The organism is Billgrantia ethanolica (assembly GCF_021404305.1).
In the GTDB taxonomy this organism is placed as follows: domain Bacteria; phylum Pseudomonadota; class Gammaproteobacteria; order Pseudomonadales; family Halomonadaceae; genus Halomonas; species Halomonas ethanolica.
Genome location: NZ_JABFTX010000005.1, coordinates 81,555 through 107,589, shown reverse-complemented (window position 1 = coordinate 107,589; position 26,035 = coordinate 81,555). Strand labels below are relative to the sequence as shown.

Sequence of the window (26,035 nt, the reverse complement as noted above, 5' to 3'; positions counted from 1 at the left end):
AGGCCACCATGCTCGATTACCAGGCGCCGCTGCGCGATATGCAGTTCATCCTCGAGGAGCTGGCCGGCCTCGAGCGGATCGGCGAGCTTCCCGGCTGCGAAGATGCCTCGCCGGATCTGGTCAGCGCTGTGCTGGAGGAGGCCGGCAAGTTCGCCGCCGGCGTGCTCGCGCCGCTCAACCCGGTCGGCGACCAGCAGGGCTGCCGTCTGGAAGGCGAGCGAGTGGTCACCCCCGAGGGCTGGCAGGCAGCCTACGACCGGTTTCGCGAGGCCGGCTGGATCGGCCTCTCGCTGCCCCCTGAGCATGGTGGCCAGGGCCTGCCCAAGCTGGTCTCCACCCCGGTGTGGGAGATGTGGTTCTCGGCTAACATGGCCTTCGCCATGCTGCCCCAGCTCAACGTGGGCCAGACCGAGGCGCTGATGATCGCCGCCAGCGAGGCGCAGAAAGCCACCTGGCTCGACAAGATAGTAAGTGGCGAATGGGCCGCCACCATGAACCTCACCGAGCCCCAGGCCGGCTCCGACCTGGCCGCCACGCGCATGCGCGCCGAGCCCGAGCCCGGCGGCGCCTACCGTCTGTTCGGCCAGAAGATCTTCATCTCCTACGGCGAGCACGAACTCACCCCCAACATCGTGCATCTGGTGCTGGCCCGGTTGCCCGACGCCCCGCCGGGAGTGAAGGGCCTGTCGCTGTTCCTGGTGCCCAAGTACCTGCTCGACGAACGGGGCGAGCCGGGGCCGCGCAACGACATCCGCTGCATCGCCATCGAGCACAAGATGGGCATCCACGGCAGCCCCACCTGCACCCTCAGCTACGGCGACGACGGCGGCGCCCTGGGCCATCTGGTGGGCGAGCCGCACCAGGGCCTGGCCACCATGTTCGTGATGATGAACGAGGCCCGCTTCAACGTGGGCATTCAGGGCGTGGCCCTGGGCGAGCGCGCTTATCAGGCCGCCCTCGCCTACGCCCGGGAGCGTGTGCAGGGGCGCGACATCGTCACCGGCGAAGCCGGCAAGGCCATCCTCGCCCACCCCGACGTCAAGCGCATGCTGGTGTCGATGCGCGCCCGGCTGATGGCCATGCGCGGCCTGCTCTACAGCGCCGCCGGCTGGTTCGATCTCGCCCGTCATCACCCCGAGGCCGAGGCTGCCGACAAGTACCGCCGCTACGTCGACCTGCTGATGCCGGTGGCCAAGGGCTGGTGCACCGAGGTGGGCAACGACCTCTGCGACGAGGCGATCCAGGTGTTCGGCGGCATGGGCTTCGTCGAGGAGACCGGGGTGGCCCAGCTGTTCCGCGACGCCCGCGTCATTACCATCTACGAGGGCACCACCGGCATTCAGGCCAACGACCTGCTGGGTCGCAAGATCCTGCGCGAGGACGCCGCCACCCTGCGCGAGCTGATCGCGGATATTCGTCAGACGGCCGGTCGGCTCGACGGTCATGAGCACCTGGGCGACCTGGCGCAGCCGCTCTACGACCAGGCCACCCTGCTCGACGGAACCGTCGACTGGCTGCTGGCCCACAAGGCCCACACCGCCAAACTCTACGCCGGTGCCGTGCCGCTGCTGCACCTGCTCGGCATCGCCTGCGGCGCCTGGCAGATGGCCCGCCTGGCGCTGGCCGCCGAGGCCCGCCGCGCAGCAGGCGACGGCGACCCCGACTACCTGACGGGGCTGAGCGAACTGGCCCGTTTCTACCTGGCCACCCAGGCACCCCAGGCTCACAGCCATGCCCATACCCTGCGCTACGCAGGGGCGGTACTGAGCCGCTTTTCCGAGAAAGGGCTTTGAGAGCAGGGCTTTGAGAGAGGGCCCTAGGCCCTCTCCCCACCAGCCTTACCCCACCTTGACGATCAGCGCCGCGGCGGAGTCGCCGGCGGCGCAGCCGGTCACCAGGGCGTAGCCGCCGCCCTTGAGTGCGGTCTCCTCGATGGCTTCGATCAGCAGACGCGCCAGGGTCGGCGCCTGGGGGTGGCCGTAGACCAGCGAGGTGCCGTAATTGTTGAAGCTGTAGGCGTCGAGCCCCAGCGCCTTCGAAAGGTGCAGGTCGTTGGCGATGAAGGGCGTGTGGTTCTTGATCGTCTTGATCTGGTCGAGCCGGAGATCGGCCCGGGCGAGCGCACGCTTGACCGACTCGGCCGGCGCCATCGGCATGTGCGCCGGCTTGGTGCGGGCATGGCCGTAGGCCACCACCTGCACCGCCATCTGCGGGTCGCGGCTGAGCTCGACGGCCCGCTCGCGGGTGGTGACGAGAATGCCGGCATTGGCATCGGCCGGGTGGGTCTGGGCGCCGTAGGTATGGATACCGTCCGGCTGCACGCAGCGCAGCTTGGCGAGTCCCTCGGCGGAGGTCGCAGTCACGCCCTCGTCGGCTTCGACGAGCTTGGTCTCCTTGCGCGAGACCGCGACCTCCACGGGGAACATGTAGCGCTTCTGGAAGGCGCGCTCGCTGGCCAGCGCCTCGGCGTACTGCTCATAGCGCCGCAGGGTCAGCTCATCGGCCTGCTCGCGGCTGAAACCGTGCTCCCGCGCCACGTTCTCGGCGGTGGTCAGCATGTCCTTGCCGGTGGCCGGATCGGCGGCGATGTTGTCCATGTTCCAGTTCTCGGCGATCACCTCGCCACCCGGCCCGTTGGGGTTGGGCCAGATGGTGTGGGGGCCGTTGGAGGGCCGGTCGGCCAGCAGGCAGTAGGTGGTGTCGAAGCTGCCGGAATCCACCGCCAGGGCGGCATTGAACACCGCTGTGGTGGCGGTGGCGCAGGCCTGGGTGATGTTCTGCCCCGGGGCCTGGCCGGCGCCCATCATGGCCGCGGCCCAGGGGGCGCCGTAGAAGATCGACTTCTGCCCCACCGACACCCCCAGGTAGAGGTAGTCGATGAGCGCGGGATCGATGTCGCGGGCGGCGAACCAGCGCTTGCTGGTGGCCGCACCCAACTCGATGGAGTTGACGTTGGCCAGGCTGCCCATCCACTTGCAGAAAGGGGTGGTGTAGTAGCCGCCGTAGGGGATGTAGGCGTTCTTGAACATGTCCGATCTCCAAATGCTGTTCAGTCGCGGGTCAGGTGTGCGCGCAGGCCGCCCCACTGGGGCTGGAAGAGCTCCGCCGGCATCTCGCGCAGCTCGCTGGCAATGCGCGGCACGAAGTCCATGGCCGCCAGGATGTCGCGCTCGACGTCCAGCCCGGGGGCGATTTCGGTCAGGGTGATCTCGCCGTCGAGCAGCTCGAACACGCAGCGCTCGGTGACGAACAGCACCGGCTTGCCGGTCTCGTGGGCGTAGCGACCGCTGAAGGTGATCTGGTCGACGCGCTGGACGAACTTGCGCCGCGGCCCCTCCTCGAGAATCCGCAGGCTGCCGCCCTCGACCGCCACCTTGCCGCCGTTGGTGAAGGTGCCGCAGAACACCACCTTGCGGGCGTTCTGGCTGATGTTGATGAAGCCGCCCGGCCCCACCACCTTGTCGCCGAACTTGCTGACGTTGAGGTTGCCCTCGTGGTCGGTCTGGGCCAGCCCCAGGAAGCACACGGCCAGGCCGCCGCCGTCGTAGAAGTCGAACTGATAGCCGTGATCGATGATCGCCTCGGCGTTGTAGGCGGTGGCGAAATCGCCGCCGCTGGCCGGCACGCCGCCGTAGGTGCCGAGCTCGGTGGTCAGCGTCATCAGGTCGCTGACGCCCTCTTCCGCCGCCACGCTGGAGACCCCTTCCGGCATGCCGATGCCGAGGTTGACCACCCCGCCCGGCACCAACTCCATGGCGGCGCGCCGGGCGATCACCTTGCGCGGGTCCAGCGGCAGCGGCTTGATGCCGCCCAGCGGCACCTTGAGATCGCCGGCCAGGGCCGGGTTGTAGGTGGTGGTGATAGTCTGCATATGGTGTTCGGGCTCGGCCACCACCACGTAGTCGACCAGGTCGCCCGGCACCTTGACCTGCTTGGGGTGCAGGCTGCCCTGGGTGGCCAGGTACTCCACCTGGGCGATGACGATGCCGCCGCTGTTCCTGGCCGCCTGGGCCATGGAGAGCTGCTCGAGGAACAGCGCCTCGCGCTCCATGCTCAGGTTGCCGCGCTCGTCGGCGGTGGTGGCACGGATCACTGCCACATCCACCGGGAAGGTGCGATAGAGCAGCCACTCCTCGCCTTCCAGCTCGACCAGCTTGACCAGATCCTCCTCGGCGGCGCTATTGGCCTTGCCCCCCGCCAGGCGCGGATCGACGAAGGTGCCGAGCCCCACCTTGCTGAGCACGCCGGGCTTCTTGCCGGCGATATGGCGCCACAGGTGCGCCAGCACGCCCTGGGGCAGCAGGTAGCCCTCGACGCGGTTCTCGCGAATCAGCTCGCCCATGCGCGGCGCCTGGCCGGTGTGGCCGCTGATCAAGCGCTTGACCAGGCCGGCGTGGCCAAGGTGGTTCATGCCGCGGCTCTTGCCGTCGCCGCAGCCGCAGCTGTGCGCCACGGTGAGGTCGCGGGGCGCCCCGGTCTCGAGGAAGCGCTGCTCCAGGGCCGTGGCCACGGCTTCGGCGAAGCCGCACAGGCCGGCGGTGGTCCAGATGACCGTATCGCCGTCCTGGATCAGGTTCGCCGCGGCAGCGCTGTCGATGATCTTGTTCACACTTGTCGGCTTCACTGTTGTCGGCCCTCTTGCGAAATCACCACTAGGCTCTGTACGAAAACTGTCTGCGCTCGCCCATACGGCGTTAAAAATCGGCTCAAAGTACTCATTTACACCCCGTAAGCTCCGTCTTTTCGCCGATTTTTGCCTTGTCTGGCCATCGCTCGCCGACTTTTCGTACAAGGCCTAGCATGGATATATATTGTTGAATCAACAAACATACTGACTCATGGATCTCCCACTCGAACGCCCCGGCTAGCGGGGCGCTCCCGTCAGCCGCTGGTCAACACCAGCACGATCTGGGGATAGAAGATCACCAGTGCCACCACCAGGATGTCGGCCACCAGGAAGGTCGAAACGCCGCGGAAGATGTCCATCAGCGAGGCGTACTGCCCGGCCACGCCCTTGATCACGAAGATGTTCATGCCCACCGGCGGCGTGATCATGCCGATCTCCAGCAGCTTGACCAGCAGCACGCCGAACCAGATCAGGCTGACGTCATACAGCTCGAAGATCGGCAGCAGCACGGGCAGGGTCACCAGCATGGCGCCGAACGGCTCCATGAACAGCCCGAGGAAGAGATAGATCAACACCACCACCAGCATCAGTTCCAGATAGGTGGGGTCCCAGCCGCTGACGGCACCGGTGATGTAGCCGGCCACACCGCTCAGGCTCAGGAACATGGTGAACATGCTGGCACCGACGCCGATGATCAGCAGCGCCGAGGTGGTGGAGAGCGTCTCGAGCAGCGCCGCCTTCATGGCCCTGCCATTCAGCCGCCGCAGCACCAGGCCGATAAGAATCGCCCCGGCAGCGCCGACGGCACCGGCCTCGGTGGCGGTGAAGAAGCCGGAGAAGAGGCCGCCGAACACCAGCACCCCGAGCGCCAGCACCGGCCAGATATCGAGCAGCGCCTGACGCGGAGACACCTCGCGGGCGCCAACGGCCTCCCGGGGCACGATGTCGGGGCGCAACCAGCTCACCACCAGGATCACGATGCAGTAGCTCACCGCGGTCAGCAGGCCGATGGTGATGCCGCCCAGGAACACCTGGGTGATCGAGACCTGGGCGAACACGCCGTAGACGATCATCAGGATGCTGGGGGGAATCAGCGCCCCGATGGTGCCACCCGCGGCAATGGTGCCGCAGGCGAAGCTGGGCTTGTAGCCGCCCTTCACCATCTCGGGAATCGCGATGCGCCCCATGGCCGCCGAGCAGGCGACGCTGGAACCGCTCACCGCGGCAAAGCCGGAGCTGGCAAAGATGCTGGAGATGGCCACGCCGCCCGGCAGCCAGCGGAACACCACCTTGGCCGCATTGAACAGGCCGTTGGTCAGCCCGGCGTGGTAGCAGACGAAGCCCATCAGCAGGAACATGGGTACCGCGCTGAGCGTCCACTTGGCGATGAACTCATAGGGCGTCGAGGAGAGCATGCCGATGGCGGTGTTCCAGCCGAACATCATGGTCATGCCGCCCAATGAGACCGACACCAGAGCAAGCGCAACCGGTACGCGAAGTGCCAGCAGGACAAGGAGAATGATCAAGCCATAGAAACCGGTCGCAACGGACATGAATTACCTTTCCTCTTGCGCGGGAGAATCGTACGTCGTTCCCGTCGCCAGCAGCGGCAGCCTGACCAGGCAGACCAATGCAGCCAGCGCAAAGGCCACGGGCAGTACGAAATAGGTCGGCCAAACGGGCATCGGCACGTTGAGTGACATGACGTAGGCGCCGATCTGGTACTGCTCCATGGCCTTGCCCCAGGTGGCCACGGCCAGCGTGGCGTAGATGGCCGCCGAGAGCAGCGATACCAGAACGTCGGAAATGCGGATCAGCCTGGGGCCCATCAGGCCTTCCAGCGCTTCGACGCTGATCATGTTGCGGCGCCACTCGACCCAGCCCAGCGGCAGCAATGCCAGGGTGATCAGGTAGTAGCGGGTCACCAGTTCCAGCGTGGCGGGAATGGAGATCGACAGCGTCGAGCGCAGCACCACATCGAGCGTGATGTGCACCACCATCAGCAGAATCCCCAAAGTGCCCAGCAGCGCCAAGCCGACAGCGGCGAGGTTGGTCAGGCGATATAACACAGCCATGGGGCGTCTCCTACATCAAGGAAAACACTGCACAAATGCCGGCCCGAAGGCCGGCCATTCGTGGGGTACACGACCTACTCAGCTGCCGTAGGTGGCGAAGTCGACGTCACTAAAGATTTCACGCTTCATGGCCTCGGCAATGGCCTCGTGATCGTCGCCGATCTCCTCGACGATCTCGGTCCACTTGTCGACCAGCGCCTGGAAGCGCTCGATCTTGGCCTCGGCGTCTTGCACACCGTGACGCCTTTCGGCCTGCTCCGCGGCGTAGACCAGGTCCTCTTCAATGAAGGCCGGAATGGCATCGAGAAGATCCTGCTCGGGCTCGAGAATCTCGATGCCGCTCTCCTTGGCAACTTCGCGCGCCTCCTCGGCCATCTCGTAACCCCAGCGCTGGGTGATGGCGGCACTCGCCTCGACGGAAGCGTGGATCATCGCTTCACGCTGTTCCTCCGTCAGGCTGTCCCATGCCTGCTGGCCGACGGCGTGGGAGATGGTGCTGTGGAAGGTGCCCAGCTCGACGTCGGTCACGTAATTGAGAACGTCGTCAAGACGGAAGGAAATGATGTCGGCGATGGAGGCGATGGTGCCCTCGATCACACCCTGAGAGAGCGACTCGTAGGTCTCGCCCACCGACATGGTCGCCGGTGTCAGGCCGACCGATTCGGCCCAGCGCGAGTACTGCGGGCCGCCGACGCGCATGCGCAGGCCGCGCAGATCGGCAAGGGAGCGTACCGGCTTGGTGCTCAGGATGCGATAGAGATCAGAGGCATGCGAGCTGGTGTAGACGATACCCAGCGCCTTGAGCTCTTCCTGACATTCCGCACAGGTAACGATATATTCCGTCACTGCCGCCGCCATGGCATGGGGCGTGGTGCCGAGGAAGGCCATGTCGCCGACCAGGTTGATCTCGGGAAGGTCGGCCGGGAAATAGGCCGGCAGGAACAGCCCCGCCTCCACCAGACCGCTGCGGATGGCATTGCGCATGTTGCCGATGTTGGCCACCTCGGTGCCCAGCAGATTGCCCCTCAGCTCACCGTTGGTCTTCTCCTCCAGGCGCTCGGCAAACTGGGTGAACATCGGGTTGTAGGCGGGATGAGCGGGCGGTACCCCAGGCGCCATGCGCAACTCACGGGCCTGAGCATGGCTGGCGAGCGCCAGACTCCCGACGGTGACGGCAATGGCAACGGTCTTGAGCAGCGTGTGATTCGTCATGGGTGTCTCCAGATGGATTATATTTGTTTGTTGAATCAACAATGGTTGTAGTCATCTATCTGATGGCCGATTATAGTCCACTCATCAACCCCTCTCGATACCCGACTTTGGTCTAAGTCCGCTTGGCACAATGACATCCCAGAGCGCGGGCTCAACACGTTTGGCGAGCCTCGCTAGTGCTTTGCCTAGCTGTGCGCGCCTCGGCATGGATTCACGGCACTATCGCTCGCCCACCACGGCACCATGGTGAGAGCCATCGAACGAAGGGTCAGCGACGGATCGTTGCAGCCTATAGTCGAGGGCGATACACTCAAAAATGAAATGTAGCGGCTGGCATCTTGCATTACCTTTTCGACAAATAGCGGGTTATTTAACCAATAATTTTAAAGTTTTCTTGGTAAAAACATGAGCCACCCACTACCACCTCTAAACCCGCTAAGAACGTTTGAGGTCGCCGCTCGCTTACGCAGCCTCACTCGTGCCGCCGACGAGCTCCATGTATCGCAAGTTGCCGTTAGCCGACAGGTCAAGGTGCTGGAAGATTATCTTGGTGTCGCCTTGTTCACTCGCCTGCATCGCGGCATAGAGCTTACCCAGGAAGGCGCTGAACTCTACGAGGGCGTAAAGCAAGCCTTTCAGGACATAGAAAAAGCCACGAAGAAAGTATCGCGCCGAAATCAGCGAGACACGCTTTCGATACAGTCCTACACCACGTTTTCCCAGCGCTGGCTGATACCTAGACTGGCAGACTTCCACAAGAAGAACCCATTGCTGGAAGTCAAATTGTCGTCGTCATTGAAGCCCGTCGACTTCAGCATGCAGAACGTGGATGCAGCCATTCGTTCGGGGCATGGAGACTGGCCAGGCCTGCACGCGGAAAAGCTGGTCGACATCGAGCTGGTCCCGATCGTATCGGCCTCATTGTGGGCAACCGAGCAATTGGAGAAAGACGCCATTTCTCGAGTTCGTCTGCTGCACTCGACGGCACGGCCCGATGACTGGAAGGCGTGGATCGAGGCAAGCGGGCACCAGGCAGATCCAGATATGGGGATAAAATTCGACACCTCCGCGCTGGCCTATGAAGCCGCCTCGATGGACATAGGCTGCGCTATTGCCATCAAGGTCTTCGTCGAACGTCAGCTGCAAGACGGTAGCTTCGTGGCACTATCGGACTTCATCTGCAAGACGGGCGAGGCCTATTACTTGACCTGGCCGAAGGATGCCCGCCCTTCGGATGCATTGCTCAAATTCCTGGAGTGGATGAGAGGCATGATAGACCAGCCGCTCTGACAGAATCTTGTTGGAAAACCCGCCTGTCATTCAGAAAGCCCGTGAACGAGCCTCTTGTCATGGCGATGCCGAAGCCATTGGAATATCGCCAGGTGCACGAACAAAAGAACTCCGCACAAGAAATAGGCCAACGTAAAGCCCGCGAGCTGCGTGGCAAGCCCCAGGAGCAGAGGTGCGAGGAACTGCATGGCTCGGTTGGCCATAAGGCGCATCGCCAAGGCTTGCGCTCTCTGCTCTTCGCGCACCTCCTCGGCGATCACCACCATCGAGAGCGGCTGGGACAACCCCACCCCGACACCTACCAGAATGGCGAAGAAGCACAACAGGTAAAAATCGCCTGCCAAGCCAGTGAGCAGCAAGCCTGAGGCCATGAAAGCCATGGTCAATGCCATGGTCGCGTAACGTCCACGGAAGAGACGAACGATCATGCTGGTGAATGGCCTGATGGCCATTGAGGAAAATGCGCGCAGGCTGACGATGATCCCGATCGTGGTGCCCGTGAGCGCCAGGCTTTCCAGGTACACGGGGAGGAAGCTGGAGTGCGCACCCAGCGCCAGCATCGCTGCGAGCGAAGCGATCATGGATAGCTGGACGCCATGCGTGTTCTTCACCAGCGCCAACTGCCTTGTCAGCCCCACTCGCAAGCCGACTTTTTCCTTTAGGCCACCATGTCCCTTGCGCTTGTTGGAGATGAAGATCGCCACCAGCGAGACCAGAGACATGTGAAAAGCCGCGTGGATGGCCCCCGCAGGACCACCCCGATGGTCGATGATCCACCCGGCCAGCAAGGGCCCGAGCATTTGGCCGACGGAGAGAAAGGTCGTGTACCAGCCGAAGTATCGCTCCAGCTTGGTCCCCCTGCCGAAATAGCTGACAGCCGTTTGCGCCGAGATGATCATCATCAGCTGCGCCAGGCCAATCACCAGCTGGCCTGCGACCAGGCCTGTGAAGCCAGGCAGTGCGGCCAGCAGCCATGCCCCCAGCACCATGCCCGCCGCACCCAGCTGCAGGGGGCGTGTACTCCCCCAGCGAGCGACGAGCGAGCCAAACGATAGCGCCAGGAACAGCGGTAACACGTACGGAGCACTGACCAGAAGCCCCAGGGCCAGTGGCGTTGCTCCCAGCTCGATGGCTGACAGCGGTACGGCTACCAGCAACATCGTTTGCACGAGGAAGGCGACGCCTAGGCTCAGGCAAATACACGCAAACTCCTGCCGCATCGTATGCTATCCCTATTCCTGAACGCCTGAACGCCCGAACTCCTGAACCAACCATAAAGGGGCGGGCACAGCCACTGCCCACCCCTCCCCTTATCGGTCGCCTCCTCACCCGCCTCTATCTCACGATGGGCCGCTGGCGACGGTATCCTTTGATCTTGTTGCGGAAAGCACCCAGCGCCGGCAAGACGAACGACAGCACCGCAAGCGCGAGCAGCGTGGCACTCAGCGGGTTCGTCACAAACGTCGTCACATCGCCATTGGAGATGGAAAGTGCACGACGCAGGTTCGTTTCCAGCATATCGCCCAATACCAGTGCCAGAATGATCGGGGCCAGGGGGATATTGGTCTTGCGCAGCAGGTAGCCGATGACGCCGAAGGCCAAGGTCACATAGACCGGGAACATCGAGCCTGCAGAGGCATAGGCGCCGATCAAGCTGATGGAAGCCACGATGGCGGCGATGGCAGGACGCGGTATGTCGGCCACCTTGGCCCAGAACCGAGCCCCCGCCAGGCCGATGAACACCATGATCGGCACACTGATCCACAGCGAGACGAAAACCGTATAGGGGATCTGCGGGTTGGTGGTGAACAGCAGGGGCCCGGGCTGTATGCCGTGAATCATGAGCGCGCCGATCATGATGGCCGTAGTGGCCGAGCCCGGAATGCCCAATGCCAGCATGGGCGCAAGGGAGCCGGAAACCGAGGCGTTGTTCGCCGTCTCCGAAGCAGCGATACCCTCGTAGCTGCCTTTACCGAACATTTCCGGCTGCTTGGAGAAGCGCTTGGCAACGGCGTAAGAGACGAAGGAACCGACGGAAGCACCCGCGCCGGGTATCACACCGACGAAATAGCCGATGATGGAGCTCCGCAAGAACAGCGTCTTCATCTTGTAGAACGATTTCAAGGGCACTGCCAGGATACCGCTCATCGGCTGGTTCTTGGTCTTGTTGCTGGCCCCCGCCTCGATCATGTAAAGGACTTCGGAGAGAGCGAAAAGACCCAATAGAGCAGGAACCAGCGGCAGCCCCTCGAAGAAGTCGGGATGGTAGCTGAAACGCGGCACCCCCGTTTGGGTATCCAGGCCGATGGTGGCCAGGGCCAGCCCGATCCCCATCGCCAGGGCGCCCTTCCACATCGAACCGGAAGACAGGCTGGATACCAGGCTCAACCCAAGCAGCGCGAGTGCGAAGTAGGCCGTAGGGCCGAAATTCAGCGCATATTCCGAGAGGGGAACGGCGGTCAGGAACAGCAGAATGGCGCTGGCGAAAATGCCTACGCCTGAAGAAACGATGGAGATGTTCAGCGCAATCCCCGTCTTTCCCTGCTTGGTCAACGGGTAACCATCCCAGGCCGTTGCCACCGCCGCCGCCGTGCCGGGAGAGTTGAGCAGAATGCCCGAGATGGCACCGCCGTACTCGGCCGCGGCAAACAGCGCGACCAGCATGACGATGGAAACGATGGGATCCATGCCGTAGGTAAAGGGAATCATCAATGCGATGCCCAGGCTGGGCCCCAAGCCGGGGATGGCACCGATCAGATAGCCGATGAGAGCGCCCGCGACGAGGCCGAGGGGGACCATCGGATTGGTGAAGGCATCGAGGCCTATCAGAAGATTGTCGATCATCATCACACCTCAGTCGAAGTAGACGCCAAGCACCAGCACGAAGAGGACGTAGATACCGGCGGATAGCAACGGTGGCAGGCTGAACAGCAGCAGATAGCGCCTTTCGCCGCCTAGCCACATCAGCAGGAGCGCGAGTAGCGCGATACCGACAAGAGGCCCTATCGCCCGGAAGGAGAGCACCAGGACGAACATGACGGCGATGGTCAGTGCGACTTGCACCGGTCGACTGACCGTCACGTAGGCGTCGGCGTCATTCTTTGGTGCCGCAATGAGGGATACGAGGATGAGCGCAACCAGCGATACGCCGATCAACAGGGAAACAAGGACAGGAAACCCACCGGCTCCGACTCCACGCGCCGCACCGGGAAGCTCCAAGGCCTCCTTGAAATAGAAAGCATTGACGAGAAAAAGCACCACATAGACGAATATCTCGAGCCACTTTTTCTTCAGCCTAAGCTCCGAAACGACGTCGTCTTTGGCATTGGCATCATGGGACAAATCACTCATTGGCGGCCTCCTGATCTGTTATAGTTTTTTCTTTCGATACTCGACATGAAGCCGCTAGGCTTCTGTTTCCGCTGTCTTCACCAGGCCGGCATCGCCTCGCTCATGGCCCTTGCCGCTCACATCGGCAAGCCAGCCGAGCTGCGACGCGAGCCTCTCGTGGCCCCACTGGCGCGCAATGAAGAGGGGACCGCCCCGCCAGCGCGGGAAACCGTATCCGTGTACGAGTGCGATATCGATATCCGCCGGTCGCTGGCAGACGCCTTCATCGAGCAACAGCAGCGCCTCGTTGATCAGCGCGAGCAGCGCCCGCTGCTGGATCTCCTCGTCATCGAACGCCCTCGCCTCAATACCCTGCTCCTGGCGGTAGCGCGCGACGATTGCGGCGACCTCGGGGTCCGGGATGGGGCGTTTGTCTTCGCCGTAATGGTAGTAGCCCCTACCGGTCTTGCGGCCCAGGCGACCGACCTCGCAGATCACATCGGGTATCCCGACGTAGCGGCGCAGATGCCGGGTGGCCAGGGTTTGCTGACGCATCCTCCAGGCGATATCCAGCCCGGACATGTCAGCCACCTTGAACGGCCCCATGGCAAAGCCATACGCCTCCAGAGCGGCATCGATCCGCTCGGGGGTGGCGCCCTCTTCCAGCATGAACTCGCACTGGCGACGATAGGCCGCGTACAGCCGGTTACCGACGAAGCCCCAGCTGTTGGCGACCACGATGGCTTTCTTCTTCACCCGCCGCGAGAACGTGATGGCGGTGCTGAGCGTCTGCTCGCTGGTGGTCTTGCAGCGCACCACCTCGAGCAGCGCCATGCGCTGCGCGGGGCTGAAGAAGTGCAGCCCAAGCACGCGTGCCGGATTGGCCACGCCCTCCGCGATGCGGTCGATATCGAGATAGGAGGTATTGGTCGCCAGCAGCGTGTCCTCACCGACCAGGTCGGCAAGCTCGGCAAACAGTGCCCGCTTGACGTTGAGGTCTTCGATGATGGCTTCGATCACCATATCCGAGCCGGCCACCGCCTGGATCTCCTGGGTGGGGCGCAGTCTCGCCAGCAGCTCATCGCGCCGTTCGGTCGTCATGCGCCCGCGCCCGATATCGGCTTCCAGCTCCTGTTCGATTCGCTTCACGCCCGCCGTGAGGGCTGTGGCATTAAGCTCCAGCAGATCGACCGTATAGCCGGCCTGCAGCACGCAGAGGGCGATTCCGCTGCCCATCGTGCCGGCACCGATCACCGCGACTCGCTCCAGCGTGCGAGGCACTATGGCCTGGCTCGGCGTGAAGGGCTGCTCGCGCTCGGCGAAGAAGAGGTAGCGCAGCGCGCGGGCGGGCTCGCTGCCACGCAGGGCGAGGAAGTGCGCCCGCTCCTGGGCCAGCGCTTCGGCAAAGCTCGACTTGCCGGCACTCATCACCACCTCGGCCGCCACGGCTGCCGCCGGCAAACCACGGGAGCGTGCCAGGAGCTTTTGCGCCTGGGCCTGTAGTGTTGCTTCATCGACGTGGTCGACGTCACGCTCGGCCAGGGGGCGCTTGCCACCCCGGTAGCGGCTTGCGTAGGCCAGGATTTCGGCATGCTGCGCCGCGCCCTCTTCCGTCGCCGTCAGCAGCTCGTCCACCAGTCCGATCCGATTGGCCTCGACGGCAGCTATGGGCTTGCCGCCGACGATCATCTCCAGCGCCTTGGGCAGCCCCACGGCGCGCGGCAGACGCTGGGTGCCCCCGGCGCCGGGGATGACCCCGACGCTTACCTCGGGCAACCCCAGCGTGGCGCTGGGCGTGGCCAGCCGCACGTCGCAGGCCAGCGCCAGCTCCAGCCCGCCGCCCAGGGTGTGGCCCTTGACGACGGCGATCACCGGCAGCGGAAAGGCAGCCAGCGCCGCCGTGACTTGCGGCAGCGTCGGCTCGGTCGGCTCGCTTTCCAGCTCGCGCAGGTCGGCGCCGGCCATCAGGTGCTGGCCCGCTCCCGTCAGCACGACGGCGGTGGTGCGCTGCACGTCGATCCGGCCCAGCGCGGCCAGGATGCCTCTGCGCACCGCGTCGGTGCTGCTGTTGACCGGCGGGTTGTCGAGGACGATGACCGCCACCGCCCCCTCCTGCCGCAGGTGGACCTGGCCGCCGGTGCGCGGTTCAGCCATGGGAGCTACCCTCCCCGCGACCCTCGTCGAGGACGAGCACCGCATCCGCCGCCACCACGCCCTGCCCTTCCGGCATAACGAACAGCGGGTTGATTTCCGAGGTCACAACGCGGTCGCCCAGCGCTGCCATCAGGGCGGAGAAATTGACGATCGCCTGCGCCAGCGCTTCGGTATCGCGACGCGCTGCACCGCGATAACCGTCGAGCAGAGGCCAGGTGGTCAACTGCTGCATCATCTCCCTGGCCTGTTCCAGCGTGAGGCCGCCCTGCATCGGTAACAGCCGGATGGCGGTGTCCTTGAACAGCTCGGCCGTGACGCCACCGGCCCCCAGCAGAATGGCCGTGCCCAGGGCATCGCGATTGGCGCCCAGGATCAGCTCATGGCCGCCCGACACCATCACCTCCACCAGGTAGGCTTCGGGGCGGCGTCCCACGTGGGACTCCACCTGATGCGCCATCTGCTCCAGGCGATCGCCGATGGTCTCGGCATTCAGGTGCAGTGCCACGCCGCCGATGTCGCTCTTGTGCAGCAGGTTGGCATCCAGCACCTTCAGCACGACCGGCGCCCCCACTTCACTGGCGGCATGCTCGGCTTCCTCACGGGTGTGCACGACGCGGCTCGCCGGTACGGCAATGCCGGCCGCTGAGAACAGCCGCTTGGCGGCCACCTCATCGAGCGCACCCTCAGGCAGGCCGCTCACATCGGGCAGCGGAACGCTCGGCAGGCTGCCTTCAGCGCTCAGCGGCCGGCTGGTGACGTACAGCGCTTCCAGCACGGCGCTGCAGCTTTCCGGCGAGCTGAAGCCGGGTATGGCCGCGCGATTCAGGCGCTGCAGCGTGTTCGGCGCATAGGGGCTGACATAGGCCAGCACCGGCTTGTCGCTGGCACCCAGGCTGTCGCTGATCGCGCCGACCACCAGGTCCGGCATGGCCAGGCCCGAAGAGCCAATGATCACGATCAGGGCATCGTAGCTGTCGCTTGCGAGCAGGATGCGAATCGCTTGCCGCAGCAGATCGGGCTGCAGCCCCGCCAGGGTCACGTCGATGGGGTTGCGGTCGAGTGCCGTTGGCGTATCGCCCTGCAGGGCGCGCAGTTGCTCCGCGGTGGCCTGATCCGGCGCTGGCGTCTCGAAGCCATTGATGCCCAGGCTGTCGGCGATGAGGGTACCGGCGCCGCCGGTAGAGGTCAGCACGGCGACGCGGCGCCCCGCCAGCTTGCGCCCGGCCACCAGTACGGCGGGCACGTCGAGGAATTCGTCGAAGGTGTTGACGCGAATGACGCCCAGCTCACGGAAGAAGGCATCGTAGACACGGTCTTCTCCCGCCAGCGCACCGGTGTGCGAGCTGGCGGCACTGGCTCCCGCCTCGGAGCGGCCGATCTTGAACACCACCAGCGGCTTGCCTGCTTCGCGGGCCCTCAGTGCCACTTCACGGAAGCGCCCCGGGTGACGAATGCTCTCCAAGTAGAGCGCAATCACCTTGGTGCTGGGATCGTCGATCAGGTACTCGACGAAGTCGCTCACTTCCAGGTCCACCTCGTTGCTGGTGGAGATGAGCGATGAGAGACCGATGCCGCGGCCCGCCGCACGCGAGAGTAGCGCCCCCAGGATGCCGCCGCTCTGCGAGACCACCGCCACGCTGCCGGCAGGCAGCTCGCTGACCTCCAGCGCCCCGCTGGCCGAAAGGGGGATGCCAGCGGTCAGGTTGACCAAACCGATGGTGTTCGGCCCCAGGATGCGCATGGAGCCGGCGGCCTCCTTCAGCTGTGCCTGAAGATCCTGGCCCTCTTCTCCCGCCTCCGCATAGCCGCTGGCGAGCACCACCGCGGCCTTGCAGCCCAGTTGCGCCAGTCCGCGAACCGCATCGATGCTGCGCTTGGCATTGAGCAGCACCAGGCCGACATCCGGGGCCTCCGGCAGCGCCTCCACGTTCGGGTAGCAGGTGAGACCCTGAATCTCGTCGGCCTTGGGATTGACCGGATAGATCGGCCCTGCGAAGCCGTGCTTGATCAGGTAAGACACGGGCAGACCCGATGTCTTCTTTGGATCGGCGGAAGCGCCGATCACCGCAATGCTGCGCGGATTGAGGAGGGCATCGATCGGGTTCACTGCTGGGCCTCCTTCATGCGATCGAGAAAGGCCTGCACCGAGCCGCGATGCTCTTGTGAGGTGTAACAGATACCCTGCGCCTTGCTGCCCTCGGCGAACACCTGGTGCTCGGACATCTCGTAGCTCTTGTTGATGACCGATTTGGTCAGCGCGATGGCCGTACGCGAGCCGCTGCTCATCTCGTCCGCCATGGCCTGGGCCGAGCTCAACAGCTCGTCGGCGTTGCAAAGCTGGTCCGCAATGCCCAGTCGCAAGGCCTCTTCGGCATTCACACGACGACCGCTGAAGATCAGCGCCTTGGCACGCGCCAGGCCGACACGACGGGGCAGGAAGTACATGCCGCCGCCATCCGGCACCAGCCCACGGGCGATGTAGGCCCAGGTGAAGTGGGCATGCTCGGATGCCACGACGAAGTCACAGGAGAGCGCCAGATCCGCGCCCAGCCCAGCCGCCGCACCGTTCACAGCCGCCACGGTGGGAATCGGCAGGTTCAGCAGCAGGCTAGCGGCATAGTGGACGCCCTGCTGGCGCTCCCAGCCGTTGAATCCCACCGTCGCCGGATCCGCCTCCATCCGTGTTTTCATGCCTGCGATGTCGCCGCCGGCACAAAAACCCTTGCCATTCCCGGTAATGACCAAAGCGCGAATGGCGCGATCGCCACGGATCGAAAGCAAGTGCTCGACCAGCTCGGCCCGCATGGCATCGCTCATGGCGTTACGCTTGTCGGGACGGTTCAGCGTCAGCAGGGCGATACCGTTGTCGACCGTGCGGATAACCAACTCAGGTTGACTCATAAAACACTCCTTCTGGAGAGGGCATCACAATATCGGCACCAGCCCCAAGACCAAGCAGGACAGTCTTGATGCAACATTGTCGGACCGCTCACCGAGATATCATTGCCAATACAAAGAAACCAATGACGGTCTTGCATTGCTTAAGCACCTGATCATTTGCATTCCTTTGGCACTTGGCATTACTTATATACTGGAATTAATTAGTCACTAGGACGTTACTTTCATCCGCCGCCAAAAAACGACTCAAATAGTATTGACTTGACGACCAAACATGCCTTCCGTGAGGGGCTGAGCAATGCGAGAGCGTTTCCACACTGACACATTACTCAGCGAATATACGAAGTCTGTTTATTCTTCCAACTGGGCCTTTGCCACCTCGCTGATTTGATGGGCAAAAGCGGTATACTCTTCCGGTCCCATCCAGGTGTCGGTAACACCGGCGTTGCGAGCGTAGTTTTGGTAGTGTTCGCTACGCATCGCCTCATGGAAGGCATCGGCGATCTGCTGCTGCAGCTCCATCGGCATGCCGGCAGGACCGAATATCCCGCGTACCTGCACCCAACTGGAGTCGACGTCGAAGCCTTGCTCTTCCAGCGTGGCGACGTCGTCGAGCCCGTCCACTCGCTCCGCTCCGTGTACGCCCAACCCTTGCAAGCGCCCTGCCTCGAAGTAGGCCTGGGCCCCGCTCAGGTTCGACATGCCCACGTCGACATGTCCGCCCAGTACGGCGGCAACAATATCGGGGGTCGAATTGAACGCCACCCACTCGAACTCGACATCGGCGGCCTTTTCCAACATCCGCAGTGCAATATGCTGTGTCGACCCCACTGGCCCGAAGCCGCCTACGGCGACCCTGCCATCCCGCGCTCTGGCCTCTTCGACCAGATCGTTGATGTCCTCGATGTCCGATCCGGTTCTGGTCCATATCAGGTTGGGATCCGACTGAGCGGTGGCTATCCAGCTAAAATCCTCGATGGAAAACGTACCCTTGAGGTTGGTCAGCATGCCGGTAAAGTGGGACAGGGTGTTCACCGCCAGCGTCAGCCCATCCGGGTTCGCAGACCTGACTCTTGCCATCTGGGTCGCACCTGCGCCCCCCGGCGAGTTGATGACCGCAATGGTTTGCCCTATCTTCGGCTCCAGCGACTCCGCCACGGTACGAATGAATACATCTGCCGAGCCACCGGCACTCGTGTGCATAATGATTCTGACAGGCCCTTCAGGGCGCCACTCACCTTCATCTGCGGTAGAAGTCGCACTAAAACCCAGTGCGATAGACAATGACAAGAAAGAAGCGAAGCAATATTTCTTGAGCGAAGATGAGCCATGGTATTTTTTCACGTCGTGCTCTCCTTTATATAGCAACACCATATTTATTTTTTAGCTGCAATTCGATACTGGCATACCCCTTAGCAGCCAGCCACTGACCATAAATTGGTGCTTGGCCAACCTTTGGTTTATCGAATGCTAGAAGGCTATTCAGGCTCGGCGGGCAGGCCGTCGCCCCACAGAATGTCGTTCTTAATCTCTTCAAGCCGACGTTGCGAAAGGATTCCCGCCGTCAGCTCATCATACTTTTCGATGAGTTCGTCATCCGACATGGGCTCTTCGGGATCTCCCTTGCGCACCCTCTGCATATGGTGGTATTCCTGGCCGTCATCGGTCATCACGATGATGTTAGCCATCCGCTTCGCCGGGTACTGCGCCGCAATATCCTCTCTTTCGGCTACCGTCACCCTTTTCATCAGGTCGCGCACCCGTGCATCACTCAGCATTGAGCGCTCGAATGCCTGCAACCTGACCTTCCCGGTAATCAAAAAGACGGCAATGCAGTACTGAATGCTGAACCTGGCTTCCTGCGCGGAGACAGGCTCGGGCCGATTGCACATCGAGTAGGTGGCGCCATACCCCTCGATATGGATGCTCTGAATCCGCTCGATCGGTATGCCCTCTCTTTCCCGCAGCACTTTCAAGCCATCGAGCGCCGGGAAGATGTGCCCACAGCATCCATGATTCTTGATCGTCATTCGCGTGATGGGCGTCCAACTGCCGATACCTTCCAGAGCGACCTCCCAGTTCCCCGTGGAGTCGCTGGTCGCCGCAGCGAAGCCGTTGGGCGCATGCAGGCTGTCCAGCGATGCCGTCACACCATGGGCTGCAGCCATGCCGGCCATGAGCCCGGCGTCCGCTGCATGGCCGGCATGCAGGGGCTTGGCCATGCCTTCGCCCTGCAGGTTCTGCTGATGCCCGCCGGCGAAGCTGCTCGCAAGCGCGATGGCGTGGGCGATCTGCTGTCGGCTTGCTCCCAGCAGCATTGCCGTGGACACCGCCGCGCCGATGGTCCCCACCGTGGCCGAGGTATGCCAGAAGGTGTAATGGCTCGGCTGGACCGCCAAGGCGATACGACAGCCGACTTCGTAGCCGCCGACGATGGCGCGGTGCAGCCGTTCGCGCGATACGCCGGTGTTCTGGGCAACGGCAAGTGCCGCAGCAATGGTGGAGCTGCCGGGGTGATAGCCGCCATCCTTGAAGATATCGTCGAACTCGACCGTATGGCTGGCAGTGGCGTTCAACAAGGCGGCGTACCTGGGCGCACTGTGCAGTCCATCCACGTAGCACACGGCCTTACCGGCGCCGCGCGTGGCAGCAAACGCCTGGGAGAGCAGCGTGGCAGGTTCATGGCGGGTACCGGGCAGCGTGGTGGCAAACCAGTCCAGCAGCGCTCTGCGCGTCGCCCACTCCATCTCAGGGGCCAGTGGCCGGTGCTGCCACTCGTCCGCCGAGCTCGCCAGGCGTTCGATAGGATGATTCATTGCGGACTCTCTGCGTGGATCTCGTCCAGCGCACCGCCGATGACACCCGCGGCTTTCAGCGCCTGCAGATCGCCTGCCGAGTATCCCAGACTGGTGAGCAGCTCTCCCGTCTGGGCGCCGACCCTTTGCGGAGGAGAAGTGATTCGCCGCTCTCCGGCGGACATCGTGAACGCCGAGACCGGCACGACCAGTTCGCGCTCGTCATTCTCGGCGATAGGCTGGCCGTGCAGCACGCCTCTCGCGCCGACATGCGGATCTGCCAGCGCCTCCTCCAGCCGCCTGATGCGTGCCGCCGGAATGCGTCGCTGCTGCAAGAACGTCTCCCAGTAGCTCGCCGTCATGGTGCCGATGATTTCCGCAATGACTCGCGCCTCTTGCGCATGGCCATCCAGGCGCTGATTGTTGTTCTCCTTGATCATGTCCTCGCGCCCCAGCGCGGTCCACAGGCGTTTCTGCTGGGTCAGGTTGGAGGCAGCGATCATCAATGGCTCATCGGAAGCCTGGTAGCAACCGATGGTGGCAAAGGGGAAGGTGTTGCCCTTTGGCTCCGGCTTCGCCCCGTTCCACAGCAGGGCAGTCAAGGCTGGGCTTGTCAGCATCAGGGCCGTGTCCAGCATCGACACATCGATGAACTGCCCTTTGCCACCGTTGCGCTCACGCTGAAAGAGCGCCGTCGCGATGGAAAATGCCGCTGTCGTGCCCGTGGCATAATCGACTACCGGCGCCCCGCTCTTGAGCGGCCCGGTATGACGGTCTCCCGTCATTGCCATCATGCCGGAGAAGGCCTGAATGACATTGTCGTAGGCCGTCAGCTCCCGGCGCGGCCCCGTGGTGCCAAACGCAGAAATGGAGCAATAGATCAGCGCCGGGTTGATGGCTGCCAACTCTTCATATCCCAGCCCAAGCTTTTCCAGAGCACCGGGGCGATAGTTCTCGACGAACACGTCGGCCGTTGCCAGCAGCTTCTTCATGATTTCTTGCCCTTCGGGCTTCTTGAAATCGATGGCGACAGCCTTCTTGTTGCTCGCCTGCGACATGAACGCCGTGCCCATGCCGATATCGTTCAGTTTCCGATCGGATCCTTGAAGACGCGCCTGGTCGGGATCGGATGGCGACTCCACCTTGATGACGTCCGCCCCCAACACGGCCAGCTGATACGTGGAAAAAGGGCCGGCCAACACATGGGTGGCATCGATGATTCGCACGCCTGCAAAAGGGGGAGACATAGCACCTCGTCACTTTCTCAAGTTATTCGTTTTGTATGAATTCCCGGTACAAACCGTACACCGCTGACTTTCAACATATACAAGGGTGGGGAACAGCTGTACTGAAGAAAAATCATGCCCGGCTTAACAAAAAGTTAGCGGGCTCTCTTGAAAGGAGAGGCAAGGAGAGAAAACAAGGGAAGGGGCGCGAGATAGCGATGCTCTACATCATAAGCAGGTAGGCCAGCGCCGGGCATAGGGCTAACTGGCAGCAGGAAGCTGGCAGCGGTAAAAGCAGGAGAACCAACGCGAAAAGGCCCGGCGAGTCGCGTTCTCGCCGGGCCGAAAGCAAGCTAGTCGGACACAGAGCACCTTGGCATCAGAAGCTGACGCTGAGACCCGCCGCCACGTTGTTGTCGGTGCGGTCGTAGCGGCCTGCCTCGAGGAAGCCGTACACCTTGTCGTTGAAGTGGTGGCGCACGATACCCACCCAGGCGTCGTTGTCGAGATCGAAGTTGCGGTTGTTCTCGGCGTAGCCGAGGGAGACCGACCAGGCATCGCTCAGATTGGCCGAGACGTTCACACCCCAGGCATCGAAGTCGGAAGCGGCACCGCTGTCCTCGCGGTCGTCGTTGTGCTCGTATACCCCGCCCAGTTGCACCATGCCGAAGTCGTAGCCGATGCCGAAGGAGGTACGGTGCAGGTTGTCGATGCCCGGGCGGCGCACCTGGGTATGGCCGATGCCGAAGTTGAGCGGCCCTTCGTTGTAGACCAAACGCCCCGTCACCACGTCGAAGTCCTGATCGTTCTGGGCGTTGGTGGTCATCACGGCGCCGATGAACTGGAAGCCACCGAACGTGGGCGTGCCGTAGGAGAGCACGTCGCTGCCCTGCTCGGCTTGGCCGAAGATGGCGTTCTGCCCGGTCTGGCCATGGAAGCGGTTGTATTCGAAGGTGTCGATGTTGTTGTAAATCTGGTGCCAGAAGCCGGAGGGCACGCGGGGCTGGAAGCCGAAGCTACCGAAGTCGGTCAGCAGCAGCACGCGGGCGGTGCGGATGTAGATCTCGCCGTCATCCTGGCGGTGGGCGCCCGGCGTCCAGGTCTGCTCATCCACGGAGTTGATGGCATTGGCGAAGTCGGCGATCAGGTCGTAGCGGATGCGGAGGCTGGGATTGACGGTGTAGACCCCACCCACGCCGGCCTCGGCCCGGAAGGCCCAGAGGTCGAGATCGCGGTCGCTTACGTCGAGTACGCCGCCGGTCACGTTGCCGGAGAAGGTGGGGCCGTTGTGCTGGGTGTCGGCCAGGGCCTGTCCGGAAACCGCAGCGGCCAGGGCGAAAGCGAGAGGCGTCAAGGTCAGTCGTTGGAGCGTTGTCATTGTGTGTTCCCATTGTGTGTCTTGTTGGCGAGCAGCGCGCTCAAACGCTGCATAACAATACTTTCCAACAAACAAATTGTTGTCAAACACAATGTTTATATCAACATATCGTCCGCATAACGAACAATATTGGAAAATGGAAAAACACAATTCATACAAAGAGTTGCAGAGATTTCCAGGGTGTGCATCGGCAATCGCTCACACAGCCTCCCTTGCTAAAGTCGAATGCCGTAGCTGCTGAAACGAGGTACTCGCTTACCAGAACGAGGAACGCCCCGGCTTCCAGGACGGGGCGTCAGACATGCAGCCTGTGTTGCTCTACAGGAGTGCTCAGCGGAATCGATGCACGCGATATCGGACTCAACCGAGCTGCAGGACGCTCGGCGGCAGTGGCTCGCGATACAGCTCGTCGACGATGGCGGCCCGGTTATCGAGCACCGCACGCTGGTTGATCGAGCCTTTGTCGGTGATCTCATGGGCATCCAGCCGCGGCGGTTCGTCGAGCAGTACCAGGCGCCGCACCCGGGTGGAGCTGCCGGTGCTGTGAGCGTCCAGGTCGCGCAGCATCTGCCGGAAGCGCTCGCGCACCGGCTCGCTTGCCAGCACCGTGGCGGCATCGACCTCGCGGTCCAGCCCCGCCAGCTCGCGGCACTTCTCCAGATCCGGGAACACCATGACCGAGATATAGGGCTTGTCGATGCCGGCAATCACCACGTCCTTCACGTGGGGGGCGCCGGCTTCGATGATGCGCGCCCGCAGTGGCCCGACGCTGACCCAGGTGCCGGTATCGAGCTTGAAGTCCTCGGAGATGCGACCGTCGAAGCGCATGCCGCGCTGGGGGTCGTCCGGGTCGATGAACTTGACCGCATCGCCCAGGCAGTAGAAGCCCTCCTCGTCGAAGCTCTTGGCGGTGAGCTCCGGCTGGCGCCAGTAGCCCGGCATCACGCTGGGCCCCTTGACCCGGCACTCCAGCTTGCCGCTGTTGGGCACCAGCTTGATCGTCACACCGCGGGCCGGCAGGCCCACCACCCCCGACTTGGACTCCTCCAGCGAAGCGAACATGGCCGAGGGCGCAGTCTCGGTGGCGCCCAGCCCCGTGAGCATGCCCACCTTGCAGCCAAGGGTCTGGACGGCCAGCCGGTCGAGCTCGTCCCAGATGTGCTGGGAGAGCCCCGCGGCGGCGAAGAACATCAGATTGAGCCGCGAGAAGAAGGTCTCGCGCAGGGCATCCTCGCGCTTCAGGTAATCCACCAGGATCTCGAAGCCCTTGGGCACGTTGAAGTACACCGTGGGCGCGATCTCGCGCAGGTTGGCGATGGTTTTCTCGAACTCCCCCGGCACCGGGCGGCCGTCGTCGATATAGAGGCTGCCGCCGTTGTAGAGCACGATGCCGACGTTGTGGTTGCCGCCGAAGGTGTGGTTCCACGGCAGCCAGTCCACCAGCACCGGCGGCTCGTCGCGCATGAAGGGCATCAGCGACGCCAGCATCTCCTGGTTGGAACAGAGCATGCGGTGCGTATTGATCACCCCCTTGGGCATGCCGGTGGAACCCGAGGTGAACAGAAACTTGACGATGGTATCGGGAGTGACCGCCGCGCGGGCCGCCTCCACCGCCTCGGTGGGGGGCGTATCCAGCAGCGACTCGAAGGCATCGATGCCGGGAAAGCCGGTGGTATCCACCGCCACGCAACCGCAGTCGGCCGGCTGCACCGCCGCCAGCGCCGGCGCGAAATCCTTGGCCTTGTCGACCAGCAGCAGGCCGGGAGTCAGCAGCTCGACGATATGGCGTAGCTTGGCGTAGTCGCGGCTGACCAGCGAATAGGCCGGCGAGATGGGAGCGAACGGCACGCCCACGTACATGGCCGCCTGGGCCAGCAGCAGGTGCTCGATGGAGTTGCCGCTGAGGATGACCAGCGGCCGCTCGACGCTCAGCTCGTGATCGAGCAGCGCCTGGGCCAGGCAACGCACGCGGCTCAGGGTGTCGGCATAGCTCAGGCGCTGCCACTCGCCGCTCGCGTCGCGGCGCGCCACGAAGGTTCTCTCCGGCGCCTCGTCGGCCCAGCGCTCCAGACACTCGAGCAGCGTAGCGGGATAGTCGCCAAGAGGCTCCTCGATGCTGAGCAGTTGGGTGCCGTCATCGCGCGAGACCAGTCGGGCAGTGGCAGTGCCCAGGTGAACATCGCGAAAGGGGTGAAGCATGGGCGCTCCTGCTGTTGTGATCGTTGTCAGGGGTCGAAAGGGGCATTCGCTACCCTCGGCCTGGGAGCCTTGGTAACATGGGTCCAGTATTTTTTTAAATTGTTGGATAGTCAAACATTTAACCACCATAACATTATGCTTGGGAATGCCAGCGGCAGGTGAGGAAAACCAAAGAATATCAAAAAGATATGCGGCACATCGGGCGATACCCATCACGCCTGGATACGACTAAAGTTGGTACCCAGGCAGCCCCGCCAGCTGCTATCCGATAGGCTATTCACTGCTCCGCCCGCGTGGCTCACCCTAGGTCAGGACCCACATATTCATGAGCAACGACGACCAGAACGGAATCGACTACTCCATGCTGCAATCCCGCCTTGGTTACAAGCTACGCCGGGCGCAGCTCGTCTACTTCGACGTCTTCTTCGAGGCCTGTGCGCAGGAGGGCATCACGCCCGGGCTGTTCAGCATCCTCGCCATCATCTACCACAACCCTGGCTTGACCCAGTCGGCGGTTTCCACGGCCCTGAACGTGGACCGCTCCGCCATGGTGGCGGCCATCGACAAGCTGGAGAGCATGGAGGTGGTGGAGCGGCGCAAGTCGAAGAACGACCGCCGCTCCTATGCGCTCTACCTGACCGAAAAGGGCAAGGAGTTCACTGAGCGGCTCAACCGCAAGGTCTCGGCGGGCGAAGACCGCTTCGACAAGTTCATGAAAGAGGGCGAGCGCGAATGGCTGCTCGACCTGCTCGACCGCATCATCGAGAACCGCAAGGGCAACTAAGGCCCGTCGCCTGCCAAGCGTAGGGGGCGATACCATCGCCCCCTGCTACTTGCCTGGCTCGGCAGCT

General features: G+C 63.2%; 19 protein-coding genes. 3 read left to right on the top strand and 16 right to left on the bottom strand.

Annotated features, from left to right (window positions below; genetic code table 11):
* The first annotated feature begins 8 nt into the window (after positions 1–8).
* Positions 9–1,793 (top strand): acyl-CoA dehydrogenase, encoded by a 1,785-nt coding sequence (locus HOP53_RS20280; protein WP_234271678.1) that lies wholly within the window; start codon positions 9–11, stop codon positions 1,791–1,793.
* A gap of 45 nt (positions 1,794–1,838) precedes the next feature.
* On the opposite strand, the gene HOP53_RS20275 is transcribed toward HOP53_RS20280, so the two are convergent.
* The 5 genes from HOP53_RS20275 to dctP form a co-directional block, all read right to left on the bottom strand.
* The gene (locus HOP53_RS20275) at positions 1,839–3,029 is read right to left on the bottom strand and encodes a thiolase family protein (RefSeq protein WP_234271677.1); all 1,191 of its coding nucleotides are present in this window, start codon (positions 3,027–3,029) and stop codon (positions 1,839–1,841) included.
* Positions 3,030–3,049: 20 nt separating this feature from the next.
* Positions 3,050–4,624: an acyl CoA:acetate/3-ketoacid CoA transferase gene (locus HOP53_RS20270; protein WP_234271676.1), complete on the bottom strand. Its 1,575-nt coding sequence runs from the start codon at positions 4,622–4,624 to the stop codon at positions 3,050–3,052.
* Positions 4,625–4,881: 257 nt separating this feature from the next.
* Positions 4,882–6,180: a TRAP transporter large permease gene (locus tag HOP53_RS20265; protein ID WP_234251680.1), complete on the bottom strand. Its 1,299-nt coding sequence runs from the start codon at positions 6,178–6,180 to the stop codon at positions 4,882–4,884.
* A gap of 3 nt (positions 6,181–6,183) precedes the next feature.
* Positions 6,184–6,702, bottom strand: a complete 519-nt coding sequence (locus HOP53_RS20260; protein WP_103969798.1) for a TRAP transporter small permease — start codon at positions 6,700–6,702, stop codon at positions 6,184–6,186.
* Between the two features lie 78 nt (positions 6,703–6,780).
* Entirely contained in the window at positions 6,781–7,914 is a 1,134-nt protein-coding gene (gene dctP / locus HOP53_RS20255; RefSeq protein ID WP_234271675.1) for a TRAP transporter substrate-binding protein DctP, read from the bottom strand.
* Between the two features lie 405 nt (positions 7,915–8,319).
* Here dctP and HOP53_RS20250 point away from each other — a divergent pair, with 405 nt between their 5' ends.
* Complete coding sequence (locus HOP53_RS20250; protein ID WP_234271674.1) at positions 8,320–9,204, top strand: LysR substrate-binding domain-containing protein; 885 nt, start codon at positions 8,320–8,322, stop codon at positions 9,202–9,204.
* 26 nt (positions 9,205–9,230) lie between these two features.
* Here HOP53_RS20250 and HOP53_RS20245 read toward each other — a convergent pair whose 3' ends face one another.
* The 11 genes from HOP53_RS20245 to HOP53_RS20195 all read right to left on the bottom strand — a co-directional run bounded on the left by HOP53_RS20245 (position 9,231) and on the right by HOP53_RS20195 (position 25,184).
* On the bottom strand, positions 9,231–10,424 hold the full coding sequence (locus HOP53_RS20245) for an MFS transporter (RefSeq protein ID WP_234271673.1): 1,194 nt from the start codon (positions 10,422–10,424) through the stop codon (positions 9,231–9,233).
* 115 nt (positions 10,425–10,539) lie between these two features.
* Positions 10,540–12,048, bottom strand: a complete 1,509-nt coding sequence (locus HOP53_RS20240) for a tripartite tricarboxylate transporter permease (RefSeq protein WP_234271672.1) — start codon at positions 12,046–12,048, stop codon at positions 10,540–10,542.
* Between the two features lie 9 nt (positions 12,049–12,057).
* A complete protein-coding gene (locus HOP53_RS20235; protein WP_234271671.1) occupies positions 12,058–12,555 on the bottom strand; it encodes a tripartite tricarboxylate transporter TctB family protein in 498 nt (165 codons plus the stop codon).
* Positions 12,556–12,609: 54 nt separating this feature from the next.
* Entirely contained in the window at positions 12,610–14,688 is a 2,079-nt protein-coding gene (locus HOP53_RS20230; protein WP_234271670.1) for a 3-hydroxyacyl-CoA dehydrogenase NAD-binding domain-containing protein, read from the bottom strand.
* Entirely contained in the window at positions 14,681–16,795 is a 2,115-nt protein-coding gene (locus HOP53_RS20225) for an acetate--CoA ligase family protein (protein ID WP_234271669.1), read from the bottom strand. Before HOP53_RS20225 ends, HOP53_RS20230 begins: the two co-directional genes overlap by 8 nt.
* A complete protein-coding gene (locus HOP53_RS20220; RefSeq protein WP_234271668.1) occupies positions 16,792–17,589 on the bottom strand; it encodes an enoyl-CoA hydratase/isomerase family protein in 798 nt (265 codons plus the stop codon). Before HOP53_RS20220 ends, HOP53_RS20225 begins: the two co-directional genes overlap by 4 nt.
* A gap of 348 nt (positions 17,590–17,937) precedes the next feature.
* Positions 17,938–18,930, bottom strand: coding sequence for a tripartite tricarboxylate transporter substrate binding protein (locus tag HOP53_RS20215; protein ID WP_234271667.1), 993 nt, complete (start codon positions 18,928–18,930; stop codon positions 17,938–17,940).
* A 134-nt stretch (positions 18,931–19,064) separates the two neighbouring features.
* On the bottom strand, positions 19,065–20,402 hold the full coding sequence (locus HOP53_RS20210) for an MmgE/PrpD family protein (protein ID WP_234271666.1): 1,338 nt from the start codon (positions 20,400–20,402) through the stop codon (positions 19,065–19,067).
* The gene (locus HOP53_RS20205) at positions 20,399–21,628 is read right to left on the bottom strand and encodes a CaiB/BaiF CoA transferase family protein (RefSeq protein WP_234271665.1); all 1,230 of its coding nucleotides are present in this window, start codon (positions 21,626–21,628) and stop codon (positions 20,399–20,401) included. Before HOP53_RS20205 ends, HOP53_RS20210 begins: the two co-directional genes overlap by 4 nt.
* A 358-nt stretch (positions 21,629–21,986) precedes the next feature.
* Complete coding sequence (locus HOP53_RS20200) at positions 21,987–22,985, bottom strand: porin (RefSeq protein WP_234271664.1); 999 nt, start codon at positions 22,983–22,985, stop codon at positions 21,987–21,989.
* Positions 22,986–23,345: 360 nt separating this feature from the next.
* On the bottom strand, positions 23,346–25,184 hold the full coding sequence (locus HOP53_RS20195; protein ID WP_234271663.1) for a feruloyl-CoA synthase: 1,839 nt from the start codon (positions 25,182–25,184) through the stop codon (positions 23,346–23,348).
* A 325-nt stretch (positions 25,185–25,509) separates the two neighbouring features.
* On the opposite strand from HOP53_RS20195, the gene HOP53_RS20190 reads away from it, so the two are divergent.
* On the top strand, positions 25,510–25,968 hold the full coding sequence (locus tag HOP53_RS20190; RefSeq protein WP_103969794.1) for a MarR family winged helix-turn-helix transcriptional regulator: 459 nt from the start codon (positions 25,510–25,512) through the stop codon (positions 25,966–25,968).
* Positions 25,969–26,035 lie beyond the last annotated feature (67 nt).